The 23,269-nt window shown below is 73.5% G+C and carries 18 protein-coding genes and 1 pseudogene; 13 read left to right on the top strand and 6 right to left on the bottom strand.

Annotated features, from left to right (window positions below; all coding sequences use genetic code 11):
- Together AC54T2_RS12630 and AC54T2_RS12625 are read left to right on the top strand one after the other, a co-directional pair.
- The gene (locus tag AC54T2_RS12630) at positions 1–1,296 is read left to right on the top strand and encodes a polysaccharide biosynthesis protein (protein WP_489974821.1); all 1,296 of its coding nucleotides are present in this window, start codon (positions 1–3) and stop codon (positions 1,294–1,296) included.
- Complete coding sequence (locus AC54T2_RS12625; protein ID WP_496666339.1) at positions 1,283–2,056, top strand: glycosyltransferase; 774 nt, start codon at positions 1,283–1,285, stop codon at positions 2,054–2,056. Before AC54T2_RS12630 ends, AC54T2_RS12625 begins: the two co-directional genes overlap by 14 nt.
- A gap of 7 nt (positions 2,057–2,063) precedes the next feature.
- Here the strand turns inward: AC54T2_RS12625 and AC54T2_RS12620 are convergent, their stop codons facing one another.
- The 4 genes from AC54T2_RS12620 to AC54T2_RS12605 are packed head-to-tail and all read right to left on the bottom strand — an operon-like array spanning position 2,064 to position 6,103.
- Entirely contained in the window at positions 2,064–2,954 is an 891-nt protein-coding gene (locus tag AC54T2_RS12620) for a glycosyltransferase (protein ID WP_496666338.1), read from the bottom strand.
- The gene (locus AC54T2_RS12615) at positions 2,951–3,328 is read right to left on the bottom strand and encodes a DUF2304 family protein (protein ID WP_489974818.1); all 378 of its coding nucleotides are present in this window, start codon (positions 3,326–3,328) and stop codon (positions 2,951–2,953) included. Before AC54T2_RS12615 ends, AC54T2_RS12620 begins: the two co-directional genes overlap by 4 nt.
- Positions 3,325–4,170, bottom strand: coding sequence for a glycosyltransferase (locus tag AC54T2_RS12610; protein WP_489974817.1), 846 nt, complete (start codon positions 4,168–4,170; stop codon positions 3,325–3,327). The genes AC54T2_RS12615 and AC54T2_RS12610 overlap by 4 nt, the downstream gene beginning before the upstream one ends.
- Positions 4,171–4,180: 10 nt before the next feature.
- Positions 4,181–6,103, bottom strand: a complete 1,923-nt coding sequence (locus AC54T2_RS12605) for a DUF7657 domain-containing protein (RefSeq protein WP_489974816.1) — start codon at positions 6,101–6,103, stop codon at positions 4,181–4,183.
- A 63-nt stretch (positions 6,104–6,166) separates the two neighbouring features.
- Between AC54T2_RS12605 and AC54T2_RS12600 the strand changes: the two genes are divergently transcribed.
- From AC54T2_RS12600 to AC54T2_RS12555, 10 genes and pseudogenes are all read left to right on the top strand, one after another.
- A complete protein-coding gene (locus tag AC54T2_RS12600; protein WP_489974815.1) occupies positions 6,167–6,889 on the top strand; it encodes a TIGR03936 family radical SAM-associated protein in 723 nt (240 codons plus the stop codon).
- Between the two features lie 322 nt (positions 6,890–7,211).
- Positions 7,212–10,091: pseudogene (locus AC54T2_RS12595) on the top strand (Rne/Rng family ribonuclease); the annotation flags it as partial.
- A gap of 752 nt (positions 10,092–10,843) precedes the next feature.
- Positions 10,844–11,143, top strand: coding sequence for a 50S ribosomal protein L21 (rplU, locus tag AC54T2_RS12590; protein ID WP_056908626.1), 300 nt, complete (start codon positions 10,844–10,846; stop codon positions 11,141–11,143).
- 45 nt (positions 11,144–11,188) lie between these two features.
- Positions 11,189–11,443, top strand: coding sequence for a 50S ribosomal protein L27 (gene rpmA, locus AC54T2_RS12585; protein WP_135840891.1), 255 nt, complete (start codon positions 11,189–11,191; stop codon positions 11,441–11,443).
- Between the two features lie 86 nt (positions 11,444–11,529).
- Positions 11,530–13,098, top strand: coding sequence for a GTPase ObgE (gene obgE, locus AC54T2_RS12580; RefSeq protein WP_186340816.1), 1,569 nt, complete (start codon positions 11,530–11,532; stop codon positions 13,096–13,098).
- Complete coding sequence (gene proB, locus AC54T2_RS12575; protein WP_489974813.1) at positions 13,088–14,209, top strand: glutamate 5-kinase; 1,122 nt, start codon at positions 13,088–13,090, stop codon at positions 14,207–14,209. Before obgE ends, proB begins: the two co-directional genes overlap by 11 nt.
- A gap of 144 nt (positions 14,210–14,353) precedes the next feature.
- Positions 14,354–15,535 (top strand): cysteine desulfurase family protein, encoded by a 1,182-nt coding sequence (locus tag AC54T2_RS12570; RefSeq protein WP_186340818.1) that lies wholly within the window; start codon positions 14,354–14,356, stop codon positions 15,533–15,535.
- Positions 15,532–16,659, top strand: coding sequence for a tRNA 2-thiouridine(34) synthase MnmA (mnmA, locus tag AC54T2_RS12565; RefSeq protein ID WP_186340819.1), 1,128 nt, complete (start codon positions 15,532–15,534; stop codon positions 16,657–16,659). The genes AC54T2_RS12570 and mnmA overlap by 4 nt, the downstream gene beginning before the upstream one ends.
- A complete protein-coding gene (locus tag AC54T2_RS12560; RefSeq protein ID WP_496666337.1) occupies positions 16,656–17,609 on the top strand; it encodes a serine hydrolase domain-containing protein in 954 nt (317 codons plus the stop codon). Before mnmA ends, AC54T2_RS12560 begins: the two co-directional genes overlap by 4 nt.
- Positions 17,606–18,595, top strand: coding sequence for a uroporphyrinogen decarboxylase/cobalamine-independent methonine synthase family protein (locus AC54T2_RS12555; RefSeq protein ID WP_489974809.1), 990 nt, complete (start codon positions 17,606–17,608; stop codon positions 18,593–18,595). Before AC54T2_RS12560 ends, AC54T2_RS12555 begins: the two co-directional genes overlap by 4 nt.
- A 9-nt stretch (positions 18,596–18,604) precedes the next feature.
- Here AC54T2_RS12555 and AC54T2_RS12550 read toward each other — a convergent pair whose 3' ends face one another.
- The gene (locus AC54T2_RS12550) at positions 18,605–20,224 is read right to left on the bottom strand and encodes an MFS transporter (RefSeq protein ID WP_496666336.1); all 1,620 of its coding nucleotides are present in this window, start codon (positions 20,222–20,224) and stop codon (positions 18,605–18,607) included.
- A 92-nt stretch (positions 20,225–20,316) separates the two neighbouring features.
- Positions 20,317–20,919, bottom strand: a complete 603-nt coding sequence (locus AC54T2_RS12545; protein WP_489974807.1) for a TetR/AcrR family transcriptional regulator C-terminal ligand-binding domain-containing protein — start codon at positions 20,917–20,919, stop codon at positions 20,317–20,319.
- A 180-nt stretch (positions 20,920–21,099) separates the two neighbouring features.
- Here AC54T2_RS12545 and ligA point away from each other — a divergent pair, with 180 nt between their 5' ends.
- Entirely contained in the window at positions 21,100–23,241 is a 2,142-nt protein-coding gene (ligA, locus tag AC54T2_RS12540; RefSeq protein ID WP_186340822.1) for an NAD-dependent DNA ligase LigA, read from the top strand.
- Positions 23,242–23,269 lie beyond the last annotated feature (28 nt).

The following is a 23,269-nucleotide window of genomic DNA, read 5'->3' as shown; positions in this document are numbered from 1 at the left end:
ATGGAGCGTGAGGAGGCGGCGGCAGGCCGTGAGCGGGGCCGCGCCGCCGTGCTGGTCGCCCTCGCAGCGGGTGCGTCCGCACTGGTGAGCTATGCGGTGATGTGGCTGGCAGCCCGGTCGCTCTCGACCGCCGACGCGACCACCTTCCTCACCATCTTGTCCGTCCTGTTCTTCTCCTACGGCCTGCTCTCCGGCCTGGCGACCGAGGTCACCCGGTCCGCAGCGGCAGCCGTGCGCGACGCGCGGGCTGTCGGGCCCAGCCTGTGGAAGGTCGCCGGGGTCGTCTCCGTCGCGTGCTCCGTCGCCATGGTGGTCTTCGTCGTCGTGTGGCACGGTCGGCTGCTCGGCCCGGAGGCCGACCTCGGCGACGCGTGGCCCGTCGCCCTGCTCATGGGGCTCGGCGTCGCGGGCTACGCCTTCCACTCGACCGCCGTCGGCGCGCTGACCGGGCGGCGGCAGTGGTCGGGGTCCGCGACCGTCATCGGCGCCGAGGCCGCCGCGCGCCTGGTGCTGACCGCGGCCGCAGTCGCGCTCGGAGCGAGCCTCCTGGGCATGGTGGCCGGCTCCGCGGTGGCTGCGCTGGCGGTCTTCGCCGTCCTTGCGACTGCTGCGACCGTCCGTCGGGCGATGTCCACCGCCACCGACTGCTCCGGGCGGGTGCTCGGATGGCGCATCGCCCAGTCCATGTTGGCCCAGGCCTCCGCAGCCGCGGTGATCGTGGGGTTCCCGGTCCTGCTGGCCTCGACCACCACGCCGGCCGCCTACCGGCACGCCGCACCTCTGATCCTCGCGATCTCCTTGACGCGGGCACCTCTGCTCGTCCCCCTCAATGCCGTCCAGGGCATCGCGGTGTCCTACCTCGTCCACGCCGGCCGCCGCTTCGGGCGTGCCCTCGCGGTCGTCGTCGGGATCCTCACGGCCGTGGGCGCTGTCGGCAGCCTGCTCGCGTGGGCGATCGGTCCGTGGCTGATGTCCACGCTCTTCGGCGCCGACTATCGCGTCGAGGGCTGGGTGCTGGGGCTGCTGACGCTCTCCGCCACGCTGCTCGCCGTCCTCACGGTCACCGGCGCGACCTGCCAGGCCACCAACCGGCATGCCGTGTTCCTCGGCGGATGGGTGGTCGCGACCGTGTCCACGGCGCTCCTGCTCCTGCTTCCCGGCTCGCTCGAGCAGCGCAGCGTGACGGCGCTGCTGGTCGGGCCCACCGTGGGGCTCGCCGTGCACGTCGCCTCGTTGATCCGGGGCATCGCCGGCCATCGCAACGCGGAGAGGGGGCCGGTCCGTGTCGACGCGTGAGCAGGGTGCGGTGGGGGAGCGACCGCCGGTCTCGGTGGCCATGGCCACCTACAACGGCGCGTTCTACGTCGGGGAGCAGGTCGCCAGCATCCTGGCCCAGCTCGGACCGCGTGACGAGCTCGTCATCGTCGACGACGCGTCGACCGACGACACGCCGACGGTGGTCGGCTCCTTCGCCGACGAGCGGGTCCGGCTGATCGAGTCGCCGGTCAACCGGGGCTACGTGGCGACGTTCGAGCAGGCGCTGCTCGCCTGCCGGCACGACCTGCTCCTGCTCGCCGACCAGGACGACGTGTGGCCCGACGGGCGGGTCGACGTCATGGTCCGAGCGCTCGCCGGGGCAGACGTCGTGGCGGGCAACGTGGCGCTGCTCGGCTCCGGGAAGGCCCTCAGCTCGCCCTTCGGCGCCGAGGGCTGGCTCCTCCGCTCCGACGACTCCACCCGCCACGCGCGCAACGTGGGTGGCGTGCTCGCCGGGATGCGTCCCTACTACGGGTGCGCGATGGGGCTGCGCCGTGCAGCGCTGGAGACCGCGCTGCCCTTCCCGCCGTTCCTCGTCGAGTCGCACGACCTGTGGCTCGCCCTCGTCGGCAATCTCCGGCGCAGCACCGCCCACGTGGACGACGTGGTCGTGCTGCGCCGCGTCCACGAGTCCAACGCCAGTCCCGATCGACCTCGCGGAGTGCTGCCCGCGCTCCGCTCGCGGACGATGCTGCTGCGCAGCGTCGGCGAGATCGTCCGCCGCCTGCGGCGTCGCTGAGCGCAGCTCAGTCGGTCGCGTGCGTCCAGATCTGGCGCAGGGAGCGCAGCCGGCCGGGAGCGCGCAACGCCTGCGGCAGGAGCGTCACTGCGTGCAGCCGTGAGGTCCACCGGTGACGAGCGGCGCGCGCCGCGCGGGACCAGCCGTCGGCCTCGAGAGCCCCGCCGACCTCGCGGAAGAAGCGCCGGTCGTCGGCGAACCGCGACCCGTCGAGTGCGGCCGAGGAGGAGAGGCTCTCGGAGTGACGCCGGTAGGAGAAGGCCTCGTGGGGATCGAGCACGAGGGAGCCGCCGTCTCGCACGATGCCCAGCACCATGGCGAGGTCGAGGACGATCGGCAGGTCCGCACGGAACGGACGGTCGGTGAGCCACGAGCGGCGGAAGACCAGGGAGGGCCAGTAGAGCCAGTTGCCGCGGAGCAGGCTCACGGCGAGGCCCTCGCCCGACAGCACTCGGGTCGAGGCGGCGCGCGGGCGCAGCACGGCCTTGATGCGGTCGCCCAGCGGCGCGCAGGGGGCGCCCGACTCGTCGATCACCTGCACCCCCATCTGGAGGAAGGCGGCGTCGTCGTACCTCCTCATCAGCGCGCGGGCGCGAGACACGAAGTCGGCGTGGAGCAGGTCGTCGCAGCCGAGGAACATCACGAGGTCCTGGGTGGCCAGGCGGCGGCACTTCTCGAAGTTGGCTGCGATGCCCAGGTTGGTCTCGTTGCGGATGTAGGTGATCCGGGGGTCGTCCTGCTGCGCGAAGCGCTGGGCCACCGACGGGTCGGGATAGCAGTCGTCGACGATCGTCATCGTCCACTGGGCGTCGGTCTGGGCGCGCACGCTGGCGACGGTGGCGTCCAGCAGCGCGGGATCGCCCCAGAACGGGACGAACACCTCGAGGGTGTCGCTCACGCACTGTCCTCGCGCGACGGCTCGTCGCCGTGCAGCGTGCGGCGCTCGAGCTCCACCTGGAGCAGCGCGACGTCCTCCGCCAGCGTGCGGGTGCGCTCCTCGAGCCGGCCGAGCTCGGAGCTGTGCTGGAGCGTGAGCACCATGATCACCAGCGAGGCGACGAAGAACAGCAGGTTGGCCGGCACCTGCAGGCCGATCACCGTCGTCGCCCAGGAGAGCAGGCCGGGGAAGGCCGCCACCGTGAGGGCGCCGAGCGCCACGACGCCCCAGATCAGGGCGTACTTCTCGCGCAGCCGGTGACGCCGCAGCATCTCGAAGAGGGACACCAGGATGACGATCGAGCCGGTCACTCCCAGGATGCTGACGCCGCTCATGGCTCGACCTTCCCGCTGGCCAGGTCCGCGTCGGCCGGCGTCGCTCGCACCGGCTCGGACTCGGACGCGGGGGACGGGACGTCAGGGGCCGCGGGGGCACCGGCCGAGTCGTCGAGCTGCGCCGGCCAGTCGCGCACCAGCGCGAGGAAGAGCGCGAACACGGCCCGGAGCAGGTAGACCGCGGCCTTGATGGGGGAGTGGGAGGCGCGCCCGGCCATCCGGGGACGCATCACCACGGGCTCCTGGCGGATCACGCAACCGGCCCGGGCCCCGATGACCAGCGACTCGACCGTGTCGCCGAGGTACTCGGCCGGGTAGTGGCGGGCGAACAGCGAGATGGCCCGCCGGTTGCTGACGCGGAAGCCCGACGTGACGTCGGTCAGGCGCGTGTGGGCGAGCCGCGAGAGGACCGCGGCGAGCAGCACCATCGCCCATCGCCGCGGTCCGCGCACCTTGTAGGGGTCGTCGGCCGTCGCGAATCGGGCGCCGATGACGACGTCGGCGTCGGTGAGGCGGTCCACCAGCTGCTGGACGTAGCGCGGGTCGTGCTGGCCGTCGGCATCGATCTGGACCGCCACGTCGTAGCCGTGGCGCAGGGCGAACCGGTAGCCCGCCCGCATCGCGCCTCCCACGCCGAGGTTGTAGGGCAGGCTGCACACGGTGGCGCCGGCCTCCACCGCCCGCTGGCGGGTCTGGTCGGCGGACCCGTCGTCGACCACGAGGAGGTCGGCCTCGGGCACGCAGGCGCGGATCTCGGTGACGGTGGCGCCGATCGATGCCTGCTCGTTCCACGCGGGGACGATGATCAGGACACGACGGCCCGACACCGCGGCGGCTGACATGGCAGGCATGCTATCGCTCCACATCGACGTCGTAGACGATGCGGGGTGTGCCACCCCAGTCGAAGCGGTCCGCCTCCTTCAGGCACGGGAGGGACAGCTCGCGGGTCGCGACGATGGTGTCCACCTCGGGCAGACGCCGAGCGAGCGTGCACGGTGACGCCGCCACCAGGATGACGTCGGCGCTCGGGTTGGAGATCTCGATGCCTGGGTCGTCCTTCCACTGGAACCACACGAAGGCGCCGCCGCGGTTCCACAACGACGGGTCCGCTTCGGGCGCGAGCTGCGACCACGCGTCCTCGTCCGGTCCGGCGAGCTGGCGCCCCGTGAGGCTGGGCACCCCGGTCGCCGCGAGCAGGCTGTCCACGGCGTACGCGTCGGCTGCCCACACTCCGTCGCTCGAGCGGACCTCCGGCGCCTCGTCGAGGAGGTCGTCGGCGACCGTGCTGCCCCGCAGGTCGCCCAGCCCGACGAGGAACGGGTTGACGTTCCACACCAGCAGGGCCGCCCCGGCCACGGCCACCACGTAGCCGTACGGACGGCGCGGGCGGAAGGTGATCGCGAAGACCGCGACCGCCACGACGGCCGAGGCCACGTAGATGGTGGTCAGCGAGAGCTCGGGGATGTTGGTCACGCGCAGCAGCGAGGCGGCGTACGCCGTCGTCGCGCCGGTCGCCACCGCGGCGACGACGGCGACGCGCCGTGGACCGAGGTCGGGCAGCAACGGCAGGACCAGGCACACGAGGACGACGCCCAGCATCCCCACCACGTCCGCCGCGCGGGCCTGCGGGACCATGCTGAGCAGCGGGACGCTGCCGGCGAGCGTGCCGAGTGCGAACGTCGACCAGGCGAACCACAGGGCGGTGATCGCGGCGAGCACGACGATGGCGGCGCGGTGCCGCACGGGCGCCGGTCGCCAGACGGCTGCGGCCAGGATGGCGAACCACACCAGGGAGAAGCCGAACGACGAGGAGATCTCGCTGGCGTTGGACCCGTTGATGACGGGGTTGTCCTGAAGGACGCCCAGCACGGGCGCGGCGAAGATGTCCTGCAGCGGGCTGGGCAGCTCGGTCGTCCGGCGCTGGCCGGGATAGACGGTCTCGGTGAGGACCGCCAGGGTGGCCCTGTTCTCGAGGAGCACCCCCGCCAGCGTCGCCAGGGTCGCGGCACCCGTCGCCGCCACCACGGTGATCGACAGCCGCCGGCGCCGGCGAGCGACGACCAGGTGGGCGACCGTGGCGGCGAGGATCGCGCTCCCCAGCACGACGCTCCACGGCTGGTAGCCGTAGACGGTGCGGGTGAGCAGCAGGGCTGCCCCCACCCCCCACCCGACCGCGGCGGCGCGGCGCCCGTCGAGGGCGGCACCGTGCGCGCACAGGAGTGCGGCGCAGCCGGCGAACAGGGGGCCGAGCGTCGCGATCGGGCCGAACGACCACCAGGCCGCGAGCGGGGACAGGACGAGGAGCGCCAGGGCCAGCCAGCCGACCCGCGGGTTGCCCGTGATCCGGCGGAACCACGCCGGAAGCGCGAGGGCCAGGAGCAGCAGGGGGAACCACAGGGTGGCGGAGTAGAGGATGCGGTCCGGGAGCCACGGGCCGAGCTGCAGCAGGGACCGGTCGATGAGCACGACCGTGCTGACGGGTCCGTTGGGCAGCGAGTTGAGGAACTCGTCGTCTGCGGTCAGGGGGTTGAGGTCGTCGGTCGACCCGGTCGCGAGGACGCGGAGGAGCGCCGGCGTCGAGGTGGCCCACTCGTCGGAGCGCACCGTGAGAGGCGTGCCCAGCATGATGCCGGAGTGCTCGCCGGGGGTCTCGCGGAGCTGGTCGATGCCGATGCTCGAGTAGCTCGAGCCGGTCAGGGTGAGGACCGAGTAGACCAGGAGCGGGATGATGACCGGCCAGCGCGCGTCGCGCAGCCTGTCGCGCACAGAACGCACGTCGGGACCTTCCAGCTCAGCGGTGGGACCGGCCGCACTATACGGGTGCCCTACCGTTGCGCCGTGCCCAAGGACCAGCCCCAGCAGCAAGCTCCGCCCGTGCAGCGGCTCCGCGTCCGCTACGCCAAGCGGGGCCGGTTGCGATTCACCAGCCACCGCGACTTCAGCCGCGCGTTCGAGCGCGCGGTGTTCCGAGCCCGGATCCCGATGGCCTACTCCTCGGGGTTCAACCCGCACCCGCGGATCTCCTACGCCGGCGCGGCTCCGACCGGCTCGGCGAGCGAGGCGGAGTACCTCGAGCTGGCGCTCGCCGAGGTGCTCGTCCCCGCGGAGGTGCACGCGGTGCTCGACGAGGCGCTGCCGCCCGGCCTCGACGTCCTGGATGTCGTCGAGTCGACGGGCGGGTCGCTGGCCGACCTGCTGGAGGCGAGCCGCTGGCGCATCGCGGTCGTGGCCGACCGGGCCACCGTCGTCGACGCCGTCGCGCGCTTCCTCGCCGCCGACGAGGTCCTGGTGGAGCGGATGACCAAGAAGGGGATGCGCGAGTTCGACGCGCGCGACGCCGTGGCGTCGCTGGTCGTGCTGCCCGACGACGGGGAGGGCCGGACCACGCTCGACGTGGTGCTGCGGCACGGCACGCCGTCGGTGCGCCCCGACGACGTGCTCCGCGCCCTGGAGGCCGTCGCTGGTCTCTCGGTCGGCGAGGCGCCGTTGATGACCCGGCTGGCCCAGGGCCCGTTGCTCCCGTCCGGAGAGATCGGCGACCCGCTGGCGGCTCGCGCGTAGGTCTCCCCGGGCCCGGTGTGCGATACTCGCCACGTTCGACGCCCCGATCACCGTCGGGATCCGTCGAGCCGACGACGTTCTCGCCGGCCGCACCCGTGGTCGGCACCCCGAGCGGGATGGACGTCACCGGACCGCGACGCGGTCACAAGAGTCGGTGACAGCGACTCGGGTGGCCCGGCGACCGCGGCGGGTGGCGCCCCGCCTCGCTCGGAGACGCACCCGCGGAGGGGGTCGCCGCCACAGAAGCTTTGCGTCCCCGTGATCGTCCCGCGTGAGCGGCGGACGCCGTATCGGCACCGCGACGGTGCCCGAGGAGCGCCACATGCTCAGTGATGACCAGAACGCCCAGCCCGGCCGCACCGAGTCGGGGACCCCGGCTCCGGAGGCCGCGACCGAGCCGGCCGCGCCCGTCGTGACGCGCCGCACGCGCAAGGCACCCGCCAAGAAGGCGGCGCCCGCCTCCGCGCCCGCCGCGGACCACCCCGTCCAGAGCACCGCCGAGAGCACCGCCGCGCAGCCCGCAGCCGGTGAGCCGAGCGGTGAGCAGGCCGGTGACGCACCCGTGGTGCGCAAGACGGCCACGCGCCGCGCGCCCGCCAAGAAGGCGCCGGCGCGCAAGAGCGCCGCCAAGAAGACCGCCCAGGCTCCGGAGTCCGACGCTCCCGAGCCGGTGACCGCCGACCTTCCGAGCACTACCGACGCCCCCGACGCGCCCGCGGTGGCCGAGGGCACCTCCGAGGCGCCTGCCGCTCCCGCCAGGCGGGGGGCACGCAAGACCGCGGCCAAGACCCCGGCCAAGAAGGCACCCGCCAGGCGGACCGGCGCCAAGAAGGCCGCAGCCGCCCCCGCCGCCGAGGACGCCGGCGCGCCGGCCGGGACCACCGCCGCCCCTGAGACCACCGACGAGGGCACCGACGCCGCCACCGGCCACGCCGTGCTGTTCCAGCCGCCGGTCGTGACCACCACCACCCGCCGCACGCGCAAGAAGCCGGCTCCGGCCGAGGTCGCCGACGAGCCCACCGACGCCGCGACGCCGACGGCGGACACCGGGAGCGCCGAGGCTCCTGCCCCGGCCAAGAGGTCCACCACCCGCAGGTCGACCGCGAAGAAGGCTGCCGGCAGTCCCGCCGACGCTGCCGCCGGCGAGGCGACCTCCGAGGACGTCGCCGAGGTCTCGGCCGAGGGCGCCGAGAGGGCCCCGCGGAAGTCTGCTCGCCGGTCCGGCAGGAAGGCGGCCGCCGCAGCCCCGGTCGAGCCGGACATCGACGCGTCGCTGACCGCCGACGAGGACGAGGACGCCGACGAGGCGACGGACGAGGCGACCACCGAGGCCAGCGCCGAGGCCAGCGCCGAGGCCCCCACCGAGGGCAGTGACGACACCGACGACAGCGACGAGTCCGACGGCGAGGGTGGCGGTCGCCGTCGCCGCCGCCGCGGCGGTCGTCGCCGCCGCAAGTCCGGTGAGGGCAGCGGCGAGACGACTGCCGACTCCGGCGACGAGCCCGGTGACACCGGCTCGGCCGAGGCGCCCGAGGACGCCGGCAGCAGCGGCGGGTCGACCGGCCAGGGCGACTCCGACTCGGACTCGGACTCGGGCGAGGGTGGCGAGGGCAGCTCGCGGCGGCGCCGCCGCCGCCGCCGCTCCGGCGACGAGGGCTCATCCGACGACGGCGACGCCAACACCGTGACGCGGGTCCGCAAGGCCCGCTCCGCGGAGGACCAGATCACCGCCGTCTCGGGCTCCACCCGCCTCGAGGCCAAGAAGCAGCGCCGCCGCGAGGGCCGCGAGGCCGGCCGTCGCCGCGCCCCGATCGTCAGCGAGGCGGAGTTCCTCGCCCGGCGCGAGTCGGTCGAGCGCGTGATGGTGGTGCGCCAGCGCGAGGACCTCACGCAGATCGCCGTGCTGGAGGACAAGGTCCTCGTCGAGCACTACGTCGCGCGCAAGTCGCAGACCTCGCTCATCGGCAACGTCTACCTCGGCCGGGTGCAGAACGTGCTCCCGTCGATGGAGGCCGCCTTCATCGACATCGGCAAGGGCCGCAACGCGGTCCTCTACGCCGGTGAGGTCAACTGGCAGTCCCTCGGGCACAAGGAGGGCCAGCCGCGCAAGATCGAGTCGGTGCTCTCCAGCGGCCAGATGGTGCTGGTGCAGGTCACCAAGGACCCGGTCGGCCACAAGGGAGCGCGCCTGACCAGCCAGGTCAGCCTCGCGGGGCGCTTCCTGGTCTACGTCCCCGACGGCACCACCTCCGGCATCTCGCGCAAGCTGCCCGACACCGAGCGCAGCCGGCTGAAGTCGCTGCTCAAGGAGATCGTCCCCGACACCGCCGGCGTGATCGTGCGCACCGCGGCGGAGGGCGCCAGCGAGGAGGAGCTGACGCGCGACGTCGAGCGGCTCAAGGCCCGCTGGGAGTCCATCGAGAAGAAGGCGACCAACAAGGGCTCCGGTCCTCAGATGCTCTACGGCGAGCCCGACCTGACCCTCAAGGTGGTGCGCGACCTCTTCACCGAGGACTTCTCCAAGCTCGTCATCGAGGGTGACGACGCGTGGGACACCGTCCACGACTACGTGGAGTCGGTCGCTCCCGACCTCGCGTCGCGGCTCGAGCGGTTCGAGCGGGGTGCGACCGGCGGAGACGTGTTCGCGACCTACCGCATCGACGAGCAGATCCAGAAGGGCCTCGACCGCAAGGTATGGCTGCCCTCGGGCGGCTCGCTGGTCATCGACCGCACCGAGGCCATGACCGTGGTCGACGTCAACACGGGCAAGTTCACCGGCTCCGGGGGCAACCTCGAGGAGACGGTCACCAAGAACAACCTCGAGGCGGCCGAGGAGATCGTGCGCCAGCTCCGGCTGCGCGACATCGGCGGCATCATCGTCGTCGACTTCATCGACATGGTGCTGGAGTCCAACCGCGACCTCGTGGTGCGCCGCCTCGTCGAGTGCCTGGGCCGCGACCGCACCCGCCACCAGGTCGCCGAGGTGACCTCGCTCGGCCTGGTGCAGATGACCCGCAAGCGGATCGGCACCGGCCTGCTCGAGGCGTTCAGCGAGCCCTGTGAGCAGTGCCACGGACGCGGGGTGGTCATCAAGGACCAGCCCGTCGACCCCGACGCCCGCTCCGACGACGGCGGCGAGGGCCGCCGCGGCGGGCGGCGCCGCGGCGGGCGCCGCGGTGCAGCCGGCGACGACTCCGGCAACGGCGACGCCGGCGCGAAGCCCACCGAGACCTCCCACGCGCCCTCGCCCAAGGACGTGGCCGCCATGGCGCGTCAGGAGCGTCCCGCGGACGAGGCCGGGTCCGAGTCGTCGGACGCCGAGGAGCCCACCGAGTCCACGGAGGCTCCCGCGGCCGAGACCGCGGCCGAGCCCGAGACCGCGGCCGAGCCCGAGACCGCGGCCGAGCCCGAGACCGCGGCCGAGCCCGAGACGGCGGCCGAGATCACCGAGATCACGGCTCCCCCCGCCGAGACCGCCGCCCCCGTGGAGGCGGCGCCGGTCGAGGTCGAGAAGCCGCGCGTGGTGACGCGTACGCGCCGCCGCTCCGCGAGTCGTCCTGCCGGTCCGCCGGCAGGTGCCGGCTCGGCGGCCGCGACCGGTGCCGAGGCTGCGCCCGGAGTGGCCCCCGCCGCCGGCGCTCAGGCGGCGGCGGACGGTGCCGCGGATGCTGCCGTGGACGGTGCCCCCGACGCCGCGGGCGGCGGTCCCGGGGAGCTCCCGGTCGTCGGGCACGTCCCGATCAAGAAGAAGGGCTCGCGCAAGCGCTGAGCCCGGGCGGGCGCCGACCGGGCCTCGTTTTGCCCGGTCGGCACCCGATCCCGTAGTCTTGACCCTCGGTGCTCGACACACCGATTCTGCGCGCCCGCCCCGCGGCGTACCCGCCCACCAGGCGGTGTCGTGCGCAGTCCGACAGTTTTTCATCCTGAAGTTCGTATCGAGGAGAGTGACTCGCCGTGTACGCAGTCGTGCGCAGTGGCAGCAAGCAGCAGAAGGTTGCCGTGGGCGACGTCATCGAGATCGACGCGATGGCCGCCGCCGGCGACACCCTCACCCTGCCCGTGGTGATGGTCGTCGACGGTGACAAGGTCACCGCCACCGGCCTCGACAAGGCGAGCGTGACCGTCGAGGTCACCGGCCGCACCAAGGGCCCGAAGATCATCATCCAGAAGTACAAGAACAAGACCGGCTACAAGAAGCGCCAGGGTCACCGCCAGAAGTACACCCAGGTCAAGGTCACCGACATCTCCCTCTGAGCTCGCGCTCGAGGTCGACCACCCACTCGCCAGAAGGACTGAACAATGGCTCACAAGAAGGGTGCTGCGAGCACCAAGAACGGCCGTGACTCCAACTCCCAGCGCCTCGGCGTGAAGCGCTTCGGCGGTCAGGTCGTCGGCGCCGGCGAGATCATCGTGCGCCAGCGCGGCACCCACTTCCACCCGGGCACCGGCGTGGGCCGCGGTGGCGACGACACCCTCTTCGCCCTGCAGGCCGGCGCCGTCGAGTTCGGCACCCGCCGCGGTCGCAAGGTCGTCAACATCGTCCCCGGCGAGTGACGTCACCGCGACACTGAGCATTCCTGCGAAGGGCGTCCCTGTCTGGGGGCGCCCTTCGTGCTTCACCACCCCCCGTTAGGACATCCATGGCCCTCCCCACGTTCGTCGACCACGTGACGCTGCACGTCGCAGCGGGACGAGGTGGCAACGGTGTGGCCTCGGTCCACCGCGAGAAGTTCAAGCCCCTCGGCGGCCCCGACGGCGGCAACGGCGGCCCCGGCGGGTCGGTGATCCTCGAGGTCGACCCCAGCGTCACCACGCTCGTCGACTACCACCACAGCCCCCGGCGCCGCGCCGAGCACGGCGGCCACGGGGCGGGCGGGCACCGCAACGGCGCCCACGGCAAGGACCTGGTCCTCGCGGTCCCCGACGGCACCCTGGTCAAGGACGCCGACGGCAACGTGCTCGCCGACCTGGTCGGTGCCGGCACGACGCTGGTCGTGGCCCAAGGCGGTCGCGGCGGGCTCGGCAACGCCGCCCTCGCCTCGTCCAAGCGCAAGGCCCCCGGCTTCGCGCTGCTGGGCGAGCCCGGCGACGAGCTCGACGTACGCCTCGAGCTGAAGGTCGTCGCCGACATCGGTCTCGTCGGGTTCCCGAGCGCCGGCAAGTCGTCGCTGATCGCCGCGATCTCGCGGGCGCGGCCCAAGATCGCCGACTACCCGTTCACCACCCTCGTGCCCAACCTCGGCGTCGTGACGGCGGGGGAGACCACCTTCACCGTCGCCGACGTGCCCGGCCTGATCGAGGGCGCCGCGGAGGGCCGCGGCCTCGGCCACGACTTCCTGCGCCACATCGAGCGGTGCGCCGCGCTGGTGCACGTGGTCGACACCGCCTCCATCGAGCCGGGGCGCAACCCGCTCGACGACCTCGAGGTGATCGAGAACGAGCTGGCCCGCTACGGCGGGCTCGAGGACCGGCCGCGGCTGGTCGCCCTCAACAAGGTCGACGTGCCCGACGGCCAGGACATCGCCGACATGGTCGCCGACGACCTGCGCGAGCGTGGGCACCGGGTCTTCCAGGTCAGCGCGGCGTCCGGTGCCGGCCTGCGCGAGCTGACGTTCGCGATGGCCGAGATCGTCCAGGCCGCCCGCGCCGAGAAGCCGTCCGTCGAGCCGCAGCGCATCGTGCTGCGTCCTCCCGCGGTCGACGGCGGCGGCGACTTCACGGTCGTGCAGACCGAGGAGGGCTGGCGGGTGCGCGGTCCCAAGCCCGAGCGCTGGGTGCGCCAGACCGACTTCAGCAACGAGGAGGCCGTGGGATTCCTCGCCGACCGCCTCAACCGGCTCGGGGTCGAGCTCAAGCTCGCCAAGATGGGCGCGCAGGAGGGCGACACGGTCCTCATCGGCCCCGAGGACAACTCGGTCGTCTTCGACTTCAAGCCCAGCATCGAGGCCGCGGGCGCGGAGATGCTCGGCCGCCGTGGCGAGGACGAGCGGCTCCGCGAGAACCGCCCGGCCCGCGAGCGGCGCCGCGACATCGCCGAGGCGATGGAGACCAAGTCCGAGGAGGAGGCCCGCGCCGACGTGGCCCGCCGACTCGACGAGGAGCGCAAGGCGAAGGGCCGCTCCCGCAGCACGGGCAGCTCCGGCGTCGGCCCGATGGCCTACGAGATCGGCAGCAAGGACGACCCCGACTGGGACGGCAGTGACGACTGACCGCTCGACCCTGGTCGACGGCGCCCGCCGCATCGTCGTCAAGGTCGGCTCGTCGTCGCTGACCACCGCCGCCGGTGGCATCGACCCCGCTCGGGTGCGCCAGCTGGTCGAGGTGCTCGCCGCCGTACGTGACCGCGGCGCCGAGGTCGTGCTGGTGTCGTCCGGCGCGATCGCCGCGGGCCTGGCGCCGCTCGGCTTGAAGCGGCGTCCGCGTGGCCTCGCCGCGCAGCAGGCGGCCGCGTCGGTGGGGCAAGGGCTCCTGGCCCACCGCTACCAGGAGGAGTTCGCTCGCCACGGCATCGTCACCGGCCAGGTGCTGCTGACCGTCGACGACGTCACCCGCCGCGCCCACTATCGCAACGCCCACCAGACCTTCGCCAAGCTGCTCGAGCTCGGTGTCGTGCCGATCGTCAACGAGAACGACACCGTCGCCACCTCGGAGATCCGCTTCGGTGACAACGACCGCCTCGCCGCCCTGGTCGCGCACCTCGTGCACGCCGACCTGCTCGTGCTGCTCTCCGACGTCGACGGCCTCTACGACGGCCCGCCGTCGCGCGCCGGGTCCCGCCTGGTGCCCGTCGTGCGCTCCGAGGACGACCTCGCCACGGTCACCATCGGGTCGACCGGCGCGGCGGGTGTCGGCACGGGCGGCATGACCACCAAGGTCGACGCGGCACGCATCGCGACGGGCGCCGGCATCGACGTGCTCCTCACCTCCGCCGAGCAGGCCGCTGCCGCGCTCACCGGCGCTGAGGTGGGCACGCACTTCGAGGCCACCGGCAAGCGCCGGCCCACCCGTCTGCTCTGGCTGGCCCACGCCACGTCGGGGCAGGGCACCCTCAGCCTCGACGCCGGCGCGGTGCGCGCGGTGGTCGAGCGTCGCGCCTCCCTGCTGGCCGCCGGCATCACGGCCGTCGACGGCAGCTTCGTCGCCGGCGACGCCGTCGACCTCCTCGACCCGTCCGGCGCGCTCGTGGGCCGCGGCCTGGTCAACTTCGACGCCGACGAGCTGCCCGCCCTCCTCGGCCGCTCCACCAGCGAGCTCAAGGCGGCGCTCGGCGCGGCCTACGAGCGCGAGGTCGTCCACCGCGACGACCTCGTCCTGCTCTGACCCGCCACGACACAGGCGCGCGGACATTGGTCCGCCGGGCGTGATCGGGCACCGCGGACCACGCGGTCCGGGCGCGAGCAACGTCCGCGCGGCTACGGGGACGGTGGCAGGGCGGCGCGGGTCGCCGCGTACGCTTGGCTGGACATGAACCAGCCGCTCGTCTACCTCGACCACGCTGCGACCACGCCGATGCTGCCGGTCGCGGTCGAGGCACTGACCCGCCACCTCGGCGACGTGGGCAACGCCAGCTCGCTGCACGCCTCGGGACGCGGCGCGAGGCGGGTGGTCGAGGAGTCTCGCGAGACCATCGCGGGCGTGATCGGCGCCCGGCCGGGCGACGTCGTCTTCACCTCCGGTGGCACCGAGTCCGACAACCTCGGCGTCAAGGGGGTCTTCTGGGCGCGCCGCGCCGACGACCCGCGGCGCACCCGCATCCTGGCCACCGCCATCGAGCACCACGCCGTGCTCGACCCGCTCCACTGGCTCGCCGAGACCGACGGGGCCGACGTCGAGCTGCTGCCGGTGACGTCCGAGGGTGTCCTCGACGTCGACGCCCTCCGCGAGTCCATCGCCCGGGACCCGGCGTCCGTGGCCCTGGTCTCGGTGATGTGGGCCAACAACGAGGTCGGCTCCATGCAGCCGATCGACGAGGTCGTCGCCGTCGCCGCCGAGCACGGCATCCCCGTGCACACGGACGCCGTCCAGGCGGTGGGCCACGTGCCCCTCGACTTCGGCGCGAGCGGGGTGGACGCGCTCACCTTCACCGGGCACAAGCTCGGCGGGCCCATCGGCGTGGGCGCCCTCGTCGTACGACGTGACCTGGCCGTGAGCCCCCTCGTGCACGGCGGCGGGCAGGAGCGCGACATCCGCAGCGGCACCCTCGACGTGCCGGCCATCGCCAGCCTGGCCGCTGCCGTCGAGGCGTCGGTCAAGCAGCAGCCCGAGCACGCCCTGCGCGTCGCCGCCCTGCGCGACGACCTGGTGCGCCGCGTGATCGAGGTGGTGCCCGACGCGCACCTGCACGGCACCCCTCCCGGGTCGCGCCGGCTGCCCGGCAACGCCCACATCGGCTTCCCCGGCTGCGAGGGCGACTCGCTCCTGATGCTGCTCGACGCCCGGGGCATCGAGTGCTCCACCGGGTCGGCCTGCTCCGCGGGCGTCCCGCAGCCCTCGCACGTCCTGCTCGCCATGGGATGTGACGACGACCAGGCTCGGCACTCGCTCCGCTTCACCCTCGGCCACACGTCCACCTCTGCCGACGTCGACGCCCTCGTCGAGGCGATCGGCCCGGTCGTGGAGCGGGCGCGGGCCGCCCGGGCCCGATGACAGCACCGGCGACCGGTCCGCTGCGGGTCGTCGCCGCGATGTCCGGCGGCGTCGACTCCGCCGTCGCGGCCGCCCGCGCGGTCGAGGCCGGCCACGACGTGACCGGCGTGCACCTGGCCCTGAGCCGCAACCCGGCGTCCTACCGCACGGGCGCACGGGGGTGCTGCACCATCGAGGACAGCAACGACGCGCGCCGCGCCGCGGACGTGATCGGCATCCCGTTCTACGTCTGGGACCTCTCCGACCGCTTCCACGAGGACGTCGTGGAGGACTTCATGGACGAGTACGCCGCCGGCCGCACGCCCAACCCCTGCCTGCGCTGCAACGAGAAGATCAAGTTCGCCGCCGTGCTCGACCGGGCGCTGGCGCTGGGATTCGACGCCGTCGCCACCGGTCACTACGCCCAGCTGCGCACCGGTGCCGACGGCCTGATCGAGATGCACCGCGGCGCCGACCACGCCAAGGACCAGTCCTACGTCCTCGGCGTGCTCGACCAGCAGCAGCTGCGGCACTCCCTCTTCCCGCTCGGCGACACCGACAAGCCGGCCGTGCGCCGCGAGGCCGAGGCGCGCGGGTTGCTGGTGGCCGACAAGCCAGACTCCCACGACATCTGCTTCGTCGCCGACGGTGACAACGCCGGCTGGCTTCGCGAGAAGCTCGGCGACCGCGCGCCCAACCACGGCGGCGCCATCGTCGATGCGACGACGGGGGAGACGGTCGGCACCCACACCGGCACCTACGGGTTCACGATCGGCCAGCGCCGCGGCCTGCGGCTCGGCGTGCCCGCGGTCGACGGCAAGCCGCGGTTCGTCCTCGACATCGAGCCGGTCAGCGGCACCGTCACGGTCGGGCCGCGCGAGCGGCTCGCCGTCGACCACGTGTCCGGCATCCGGCCCCGCTGGTGCGGCACGGTGCCCGAGCGCGTGGACGGCACCGTGCAGCTGCGCGCCCACGGCGCCGAGCACCGTGCGGTCGTCACGGTGGCGGGCGACCGGGTGGACATCGACCTGATCGACCCGGCCGAGGGCATCGCCCCCGGCCAGGCCGCGGTGATCTACGACGGCACCCGCGTCGTCGGCTCGGCGACGATCGCCGCGACGCGGCCCGCGGGAGTGGCCCGATGAGCGATCTCGCCGCGCGCGCCGGGCGGCTGCTCGGTCCGCGCCACACGACGTACGTCGTCGCGCTGGTGCGCCCGGGCAGCGTGGAGGTGGGCGCCGTCGGCGCCGACGACCACGCCGACGTCGAGCTCGGCTCGGTGAGCAAGGGCGTCACCGGCTTCCTCTGGCGCGACGCGATCGCACGGGGCGAGCTCGCGCAGGACGCGCTGCTCGGCGACCACCTCGACGTCCCGCCCCGGCTGGCGCGGATCCCGCTCACGGCCCTCGCCACGCACAGCTCGGGGCTGCCGCGGGTCGTCGGGCCCGACATGGCGCGCCGCACGTGGGACCTCTGGCGTCACGGCCGCAACCCCTACCGCGAGGACCTCGACGACCTGCTGGCCCTGCTCGGCTCCGTCCGGGTGCGCCGCTCGTCGCGGCCCTCCTACTCCAACCTCGGCTTCGAGCTGCTCGGCCACGCGGTCGCCGCTGCCGCGGGTCGGTCGTACGCCGACCTGGTCGCGGAGCGGCTCGCCGGGCCGCTCGGGCTCACCGACACCTACGTGCCCACCGCGACCGAGCACCTGCGAGCCGGGGCCGTCGCACCGCGCGGCCGGAGCGGCCGCGAGACCGAGCCGTGGGCCAACGAGTCCCTCGCGCCCGCCGGGGGTGTGCGGTCGTCCGCCACGGACCTCGCGCTGCTCCTGCGGGCGATGCTCGACCGGACCGTGGTCGGCGCGGACGCGATGGACCCGGTCGCCCCCCTCGCCGGCAGGATGCGCATCGGCGCCGGCTGGCTGACCGGACCGCTGCTGGGCAGCACGGTGACGTGGCACAACGGCGGGACGGGCGGCTTCCGGTCGTTCGTCGGCGTCGACCGCGAGAGCGGCACCGGGGTGGCCCTGGTGAGCGCCTCGACCCGCTCCGTCGACGGCGCCGCCGCACGGCTGCTGGCCGAGGCAGGCGACTCGTGACGCGCGCGACCGGGGTGGGCTCGATGCCGGGCACCACCGACGCCGACCACGCCGAGGCGACCCGTCTCGTGCTGGGCGAGCTGTCCGACCTCGCGCACGTGCCCGAGGTGCCGGGTCGGGGCGTCACGGCCGGGATGATCGGGCGCGGGCTCGCGGTCGTCGACGGGCTGGGCGCCGACCTCCAGCCGGCCGGCTGGCGGCTCACCGACGCGGACGGCGTCGACCACCGGCGGGCGCGGTCGCTCCTCGCCCAGGACCTCGACACCGTCGAGGAGCAGGCACAGGACTACGCAGGCGCCTTCAAGACCCAGGTCGTCGGCCCGTGGACGCTCGCCGCCACGGTCGAGAAGCCCCGCGGCGACAAGGTGCTCAGCGACCACGGCGCCCGGCGCGACCTCGCCCAGGCGCTCGCCGAGGGCGTGCGCGCCCACCTGGCCGACCTCCAGCGACGCATCCGTGGGGTCGAGCGCTGGATCGTGCAGGTCGACGAGCCCTCCCTCGCCGCCGTCGTGGGCGGCCGGGTGCCGACCGCCAGCGGCTTCGGCCGACACCGCACGGTCGACCTGCCCGAGGCCTCGGCCCACCTCGAGTGGCTGGTCGCGGCGGTGGAGGAGGCCGGGGGAGAGGCGTGGGTGCACTCGTGCGCCGCGCAGACGCCGTGGTCGCTCGTGGCGGGCACCGGGGCGCGGGGGCTGTCGGCCGACCTCGACACGCTCGGCCCGGCCGACCTCGACACGTTCGCGGAGGCGCTGGAGTCGGGCCGCACCGCCGCGCTGGGCGTGGTGCCGTCCACCGACCCCACGGGTGAGGCCTCGGAGGTGCGCACCACCGAGCGGGTGCAGCGCTGGCTCGAGATGCTGGGCCTCGACCCGGACGCCGTCGGCGAGCACCTGGTGGTCACGCCGGCGTGCGGCCTCGCCGGCGCCACCCCGGAGTGGGCCGGCAGGGCCGTACGCCTCTCGGCCGCGGTGGCCCGCAACCTCTGACGCCGCCGATCAGTGCGCGCCGACGCCCTCGGGAGCCGCCTCGGTGGCGAGCTCCTCGTGCTTGACGTCGAGGAACAGCCACACGATCGCCGAGGCGGCGAGCATCATCAGCGAGCCCACGAAGAACGCCATCGTGGCGCCCTCGGTGAACGAGCCGAGCGAGGCCAGCTGGCCGAGCGCCGACTCGTCGAGCCGGGGCGACGCGGCGGCGATGGCCGGCGCGATGTCGTCGGCGCGCGACTGGGCGAAGTGGAGCGAGACGGTGCTGAGCGTCGCCAGGCCGAGCGCGCCGCCCACCTGCTGCATCGTGTTGAGCACCCCGGAGCCGATGCCGGTGTCCTGCGCGCGCAGGTGGTGCACGGCGACCAGGGTGAGCGGCACGAAGTTGAGCCCCATGCCGAACGCCATCAAGACGATGAAGGGCAGCAGCTCGGTCCAGTAGTTGACGCCGTCGCCCAGCGCGACGCCCTGGCCACCCATGGACTGCGGCAGGGTCGCCAGGATCGAGCCCGGGTCCTCGGGGACCGTGATCCGGCTGAAGCCGTAGAGCGCCGCGGCCGACAACAGGGTGCCGACCCCGGAGAGCAGCCGGGGGTCGACGTGGCTGATCAGTCTCGAGGCGGCGGTGGCCGAGATGATCATCGCGACCGAGAACGGCAGGAACGCCACGCCGGTGTGGAGCGGGGAGTAGCCCACCACGAGCTGGATGAAGAGCGAGAGGAAGAAGAACATCGCGAACATCGCGGCCGGCACGATCATCATCACGGCGAACGCGGCGGCGCGGTTCTTGCTGCGGAAGATGCGGAACGGCATCAGCGGGTGCTGGACGCGGGACTCCACGAGCAGGAAGGCGCCCAGCAGCGCGACGCCCACGGCGAGGCTCGCGACGGTCGTCGTGTCGCTCCACCCGTAGCGCTCGTCGCCGGCCCGGGACAGGCCGTAGACGATGGCGAGGAGCGCTCCGGTGCCGGTGATCGCGCCGGGCACGTCGAGCCACCCGGTGTGGCGCTCGGACTCGTCGAAGAACCGGGGCGCGAGCAGGGCCGCGGTCAGCCCGATGGGCACGACGATGAGGAACGTGTAGCGCCACCCCTCGAGGCCCAGGATCGGGTCGAGACCGGTCAGCCAGCCGCCGAGGATCAGGCCCACGGCGGCGCCGATGCCCGCCATGGCGGCGTAGACCGCGAAGGCGCGGTTGCGCTCACGACCCGCCGGGAACGTCGTCGTGATCAGCGCCAGCGCGGCGGGGGAGGCCATCGCGGCGCCGAGGCCCTGCAGGCCACGTGCGCTGAGCAGCATGACCTCGTTCTGCGCGAAGCCGCCCACCAGCGAGGCGACGGCGAAGACGAGGACGCCGGCGATGAAGACCAGCCGTCGGCCGTAGAGGTCGGCGAGCCGGCCGCCGAGCAGCAGGAAGCCGCCGAAGGTCAGGGCGTAGCCCGTGACGATCCACTGGAGGTTGGCCTGGTCGATCGACAGGTCGGCGCCGATGTAGGGCAGGGCGATGTTGGCGATGGTGCTGTCGAGCACCACCATGAGCTGCGCGAGGGAGATGAGCACGAGGGCCCAGCGCAGGCGGTGCTGCTGCTCGGGGGTCACCTCGTCGGCGACCAGGGTGCTGTCGGTCATGGGACGTCCTTCGAACGGTCGTGGAAGTCGAGTGGGGCAGGGGGGTCCGACAGCGGCGCCGGACGTGGTGTGGGTCGAGGCCCGGAGACGGGCTAGGCCGTGGGCGCTGGTCCGCAGAGGGCCGCGGGGAGGATGACCTCGTCGAGCACCCGCCCGACGAGCTCGGGAGTGACGGCCTCGCCGAGGAGGAACGCCCGGTGCAGGACGATGCCGGCGAGCGAGGGCGCGAGGATGGTGAGGTCGGTGTCGGGATGGACCTCGCCGCGCTCGCGCGCCCGCTCGTAGATCACCCGCGAGATGGCGATCTTGGGTCCGATGAGATCGCGACGGTAGATCTCGGCGAACTCGGGGTCGCGACCCATCGCGGTGACCACGGCCGTCAGCACGGTCTGCGCCAGCGGGTCGTTGAGCCCGCCGGCACCGCAGTAGGCGGCCATCAGGTCGCCGCGCAGGGTGCCGGTGTCGGGGACGACGTTCTGGCCCTTGTGCGCCATGATCGCGGCCACGACGAGCTCGGGCTTGCCCTTCCAGCGGCGGTAGAGCGTGGCCTTGGACGCCTTGGCGCGGCTCGCGACGGCATCCATGGTCAGCAGGTCGTAGCCGACCTCGTCGAGCACCTCCAGCGTCGCCTCGAGGATCTCGAGCTCGCGCTGGCCCTTCACGCGCGGGCGGATGCAGGCCGCGGTCGGGATCACTGCACACCTCCCTGCGTCGAAGTGAAACGGTACGGTTTCGTTTCACCGAGCCTAGGCACGTCCTCCCCGATGGAACAAGTCCGTTTCATCCGGTCCAGACCACCACCGCTGCCGCCGTGCGCCCGGGGCCACGGCCGCCACCCCGCGCGCCCTGTCGGTCCCGACCGGCAGACTGTGCCCATGAGCACGTCGCAGCAGACCGGCCCCGAGGCCGGCGACGCCCCGGCCACCTCCTCCGACGTCACGGTCGCGTCCGCCCCGCCCGAGGCGCGTGAGCGCCACCGCGAGCTCAGCGAGCAGGTCGAGGACGCCCGCTGGCGCTACTTCGTGCTCGACGACCCCACGCTCTCCGACGCCGACTTCGACGTGCGGCTGCGCGAGCTCGAGGAGCTGGAGGAGCGGTTCCCCGAGCTGCGCACCCCCGACTCGCCCACCCAGAAGGTCGGCGGGGCGGTGTCGACCGAGTTCACCGCCGTCGACCACCTCCAGCGGATGGAGAGCCTCGACAACGCCTTCACCTACGAGGAGCTCGAGGGGTGGTACGCCCGCCTCGGGCGCGAGGGGCTCACGCAGCCCGACCTGCTGTGTGAGCTCAAGGTCGACGGCCTGGCCATCAACCTGCTCTACGAGGACGGGCGGCTGGTGCGGGCCCTCACCCGCGGCGACGGGCGCACCGGTGAGGACGTCACGCCCAACGTCAAGACCATCGACTCGGTGCCCCACCGGCTCACCGCCGCCGACGGCTTCCCCGTCCCCGAGCTGCTCGAGGTGCGCGGCGAGGTCTTCCTGCCCGTCGAGGCGTTCGAGCGGCTCAACCTGACGATGACCGAGGCCGGCCGCCCCGCCTTCGCCAACCCGCGCAACGCCGCCGCGGGGTCGCTGCGGCAGAAGGACCCCCGCGTCACGGCCGGCCGGGCCCTCGGGATGGTCTGCCACGGCGTCGGCGAGCGGCGTGGCTTCGAGCCGAAGGCCCAGTCCCACGCCTACGAGGCGCTCGCGGCGTGGGGGCTCCCGACGTCCGACCAGGTGCGCGTGGTGCCGACGCTGACCGACGTGCAGGCCTACATCGAGCACGCCGGCGAGCACCGTCACTCGATCGTCCCCTACGAGATCGACGGGGTCGTGGTCAAGGTCGACGACGTGGCGCAGCAGCGCCGGATGGGCTCCACCTCCCGAGCCCCGCGCTGGGCGATCGCGTTCAAGTACCCGCCCGAGGAGGTCAACGCCCGGCTGCTCGACATCCAGGTGCAGGTCGGGCGCACCGGACGGGTCTCGCCGTTCGGGGTGATGGAGCCGACCAGGGTCGCCGGGTCGACCGTGGAGCGCGCCACGCTGCACAACGCGCACGAGGTGCGGCGCAAGGACGTCCGGCCCGGCGACACCGTCGTGCTGCGCAAGGCCGGCGACGTGATCCCCGAGATCGTCGGCCCCGTGCTCGCGCTGCGGCCCGAGGGCCTGGCCGAGTGGGTCATGCCCACCGAGTGCCCGGCCTGCGGCTCGACCCTCGCGCAGCAGAAGGAGGGCGACCGCGACCTGCGCTGCCTCAACCACGAGGCCTGCCCGGCCCAGGTGCGCGAGCGGGTCTTCCATGTCGCCGGTCGCGGCGCGTTCGACATCGAGGGCCTCGGCTACGAGGCGGCCAGCGCCCTGCTCTCGTCGGGGGCGATCACCAACGAGGGCGACGTGTTCGACCTCGACGCCGACAAGCTCCGCACCACCTCGCTGTTCACCAGGGCGCCCAAGAAGGGCGAGGAGGGCCCGCAGCTCTCCGCCAACGGCCAGCGCCTCCTCGACAACCTCGACAAGGCCCACGCCGCGCCGTTGTGGCGCGTGCTGGTGGCGCTCTCCATCCGCCACGTCGGGCCGACCGCCGCCCGCGCGCTGGCCCAGGAGTTCGGCTCGTGGGAGGCGATCGACGCCGCCAGCGAGGAGGAGCTCTCGGCCACCGAGGGGGTGGGCCCGACGATCGCCGCCGCCGTCGTGGAGTGGCGTGAGGTCCCGTGGCACCGCGACATCGTCGAGAAGTGGTCGCGCCACCTCGCCCTGGCCGACGAGCGCGACGAGTCGGTGCCGCGCACGCTGGAGGGCCTCACCATCGTGGCGACCGGCTCGCTGGAGCACTACACCCGCGACTCGGTCAAGGAGGCGATCATCAGCCGCGGCGGCAAGGCGTCGGGGTCGGTGTCGAAGAAGACCGACTACGTCGTGGTGGGCGACAACGCCGGCTCCAAGGCCGACAAGGCCGAGCAGCTGGGCGTTCCGGTGCTCGACGAGGACCAGTTCACCGTGCTGCTGGAGAAGGGGCCAGAGGGCCTCTCCTGAGCACTTCGTGACGCCCGCGAGGTTTGGC

Source organism: Nocardioides sp. Z35_8, from assembly GCF_059621125.1.
This window is presented reverse-complemented; position numbering and strand designations above follow the sequence as displayed.

Bases quoted from the DNA above. Each gene is read 5' to 3' on its own strand.
- AC54T2_RS12550 (WP_496666336.1), bottom strand. From the start codon at position 20,224: ATGACCGACAGCACCCTGGTCGCCGACGAGGTGACCCCCGAGCAGCAG.
- mnmA (WP_186340819.1), top strand. From the start codon at position 15,532: ATGACAGCACCGGCGACCGGTCCGCTGCGGGTCGTCGCCGCGATGTCC.
- rpmA (WP_135840891.1), top strand. From the start codon at position 11,189: ATGGCTCACAAGAAGGGTGCTGCGAGCACCAAGAACGGCCGTGACTCC.
- obgE (WP_186340816.1), top strand. From the start codon at position 11,530: ATGGCCCTCCCCACGTTCGTCGACCACGTGACGCTGCACGTCGCAGCG.
- AC54T2_RS12560 (WP_496666337.1), top strand. From the start codon at position 16,656: ATGAGCGATCTCGCCGCGCGCGCCGGGCGGCTGCTCGGTCCGCGCCAC.
- AC54T2_RS12630 (WP_489974821.1), top strand. From the start codon at position 1: ATGGAGCGTGAGGAGGCGGCGGCAGGCCGTGAGCGGGGCCGCGCCGCC.
- ligA (WP_186340822.1), top strand. From the start codon at position 21,100: ATGAGCACGTCGCAGCAGACCGGCCCCGAGGCCGGCGACGCCCCGGCC.
- AC54T2_RS12610 (WP_489974817.1), bottom strand. From the start codon at position 4,170: ATGTCAGCCGCCGCGGTGTCGGGCCGTCGTGTCCTGATCATCGTCCCC.
- AC54T2_RS12615 (WP_489974818.1), bottom strand. From the start codon at position 3,328: ATGAGCGGCGTCAGCATCCTGGGAGTGACCGGCTCGATCGTCATCCTG.
- AC54T2_RS12570 (WP_186340818.1), top strand. From the start codon at position 14,354: ATGAACCAGCCGCTCGTCTACCTCGACCACGCTGCGACCACGCCGATG.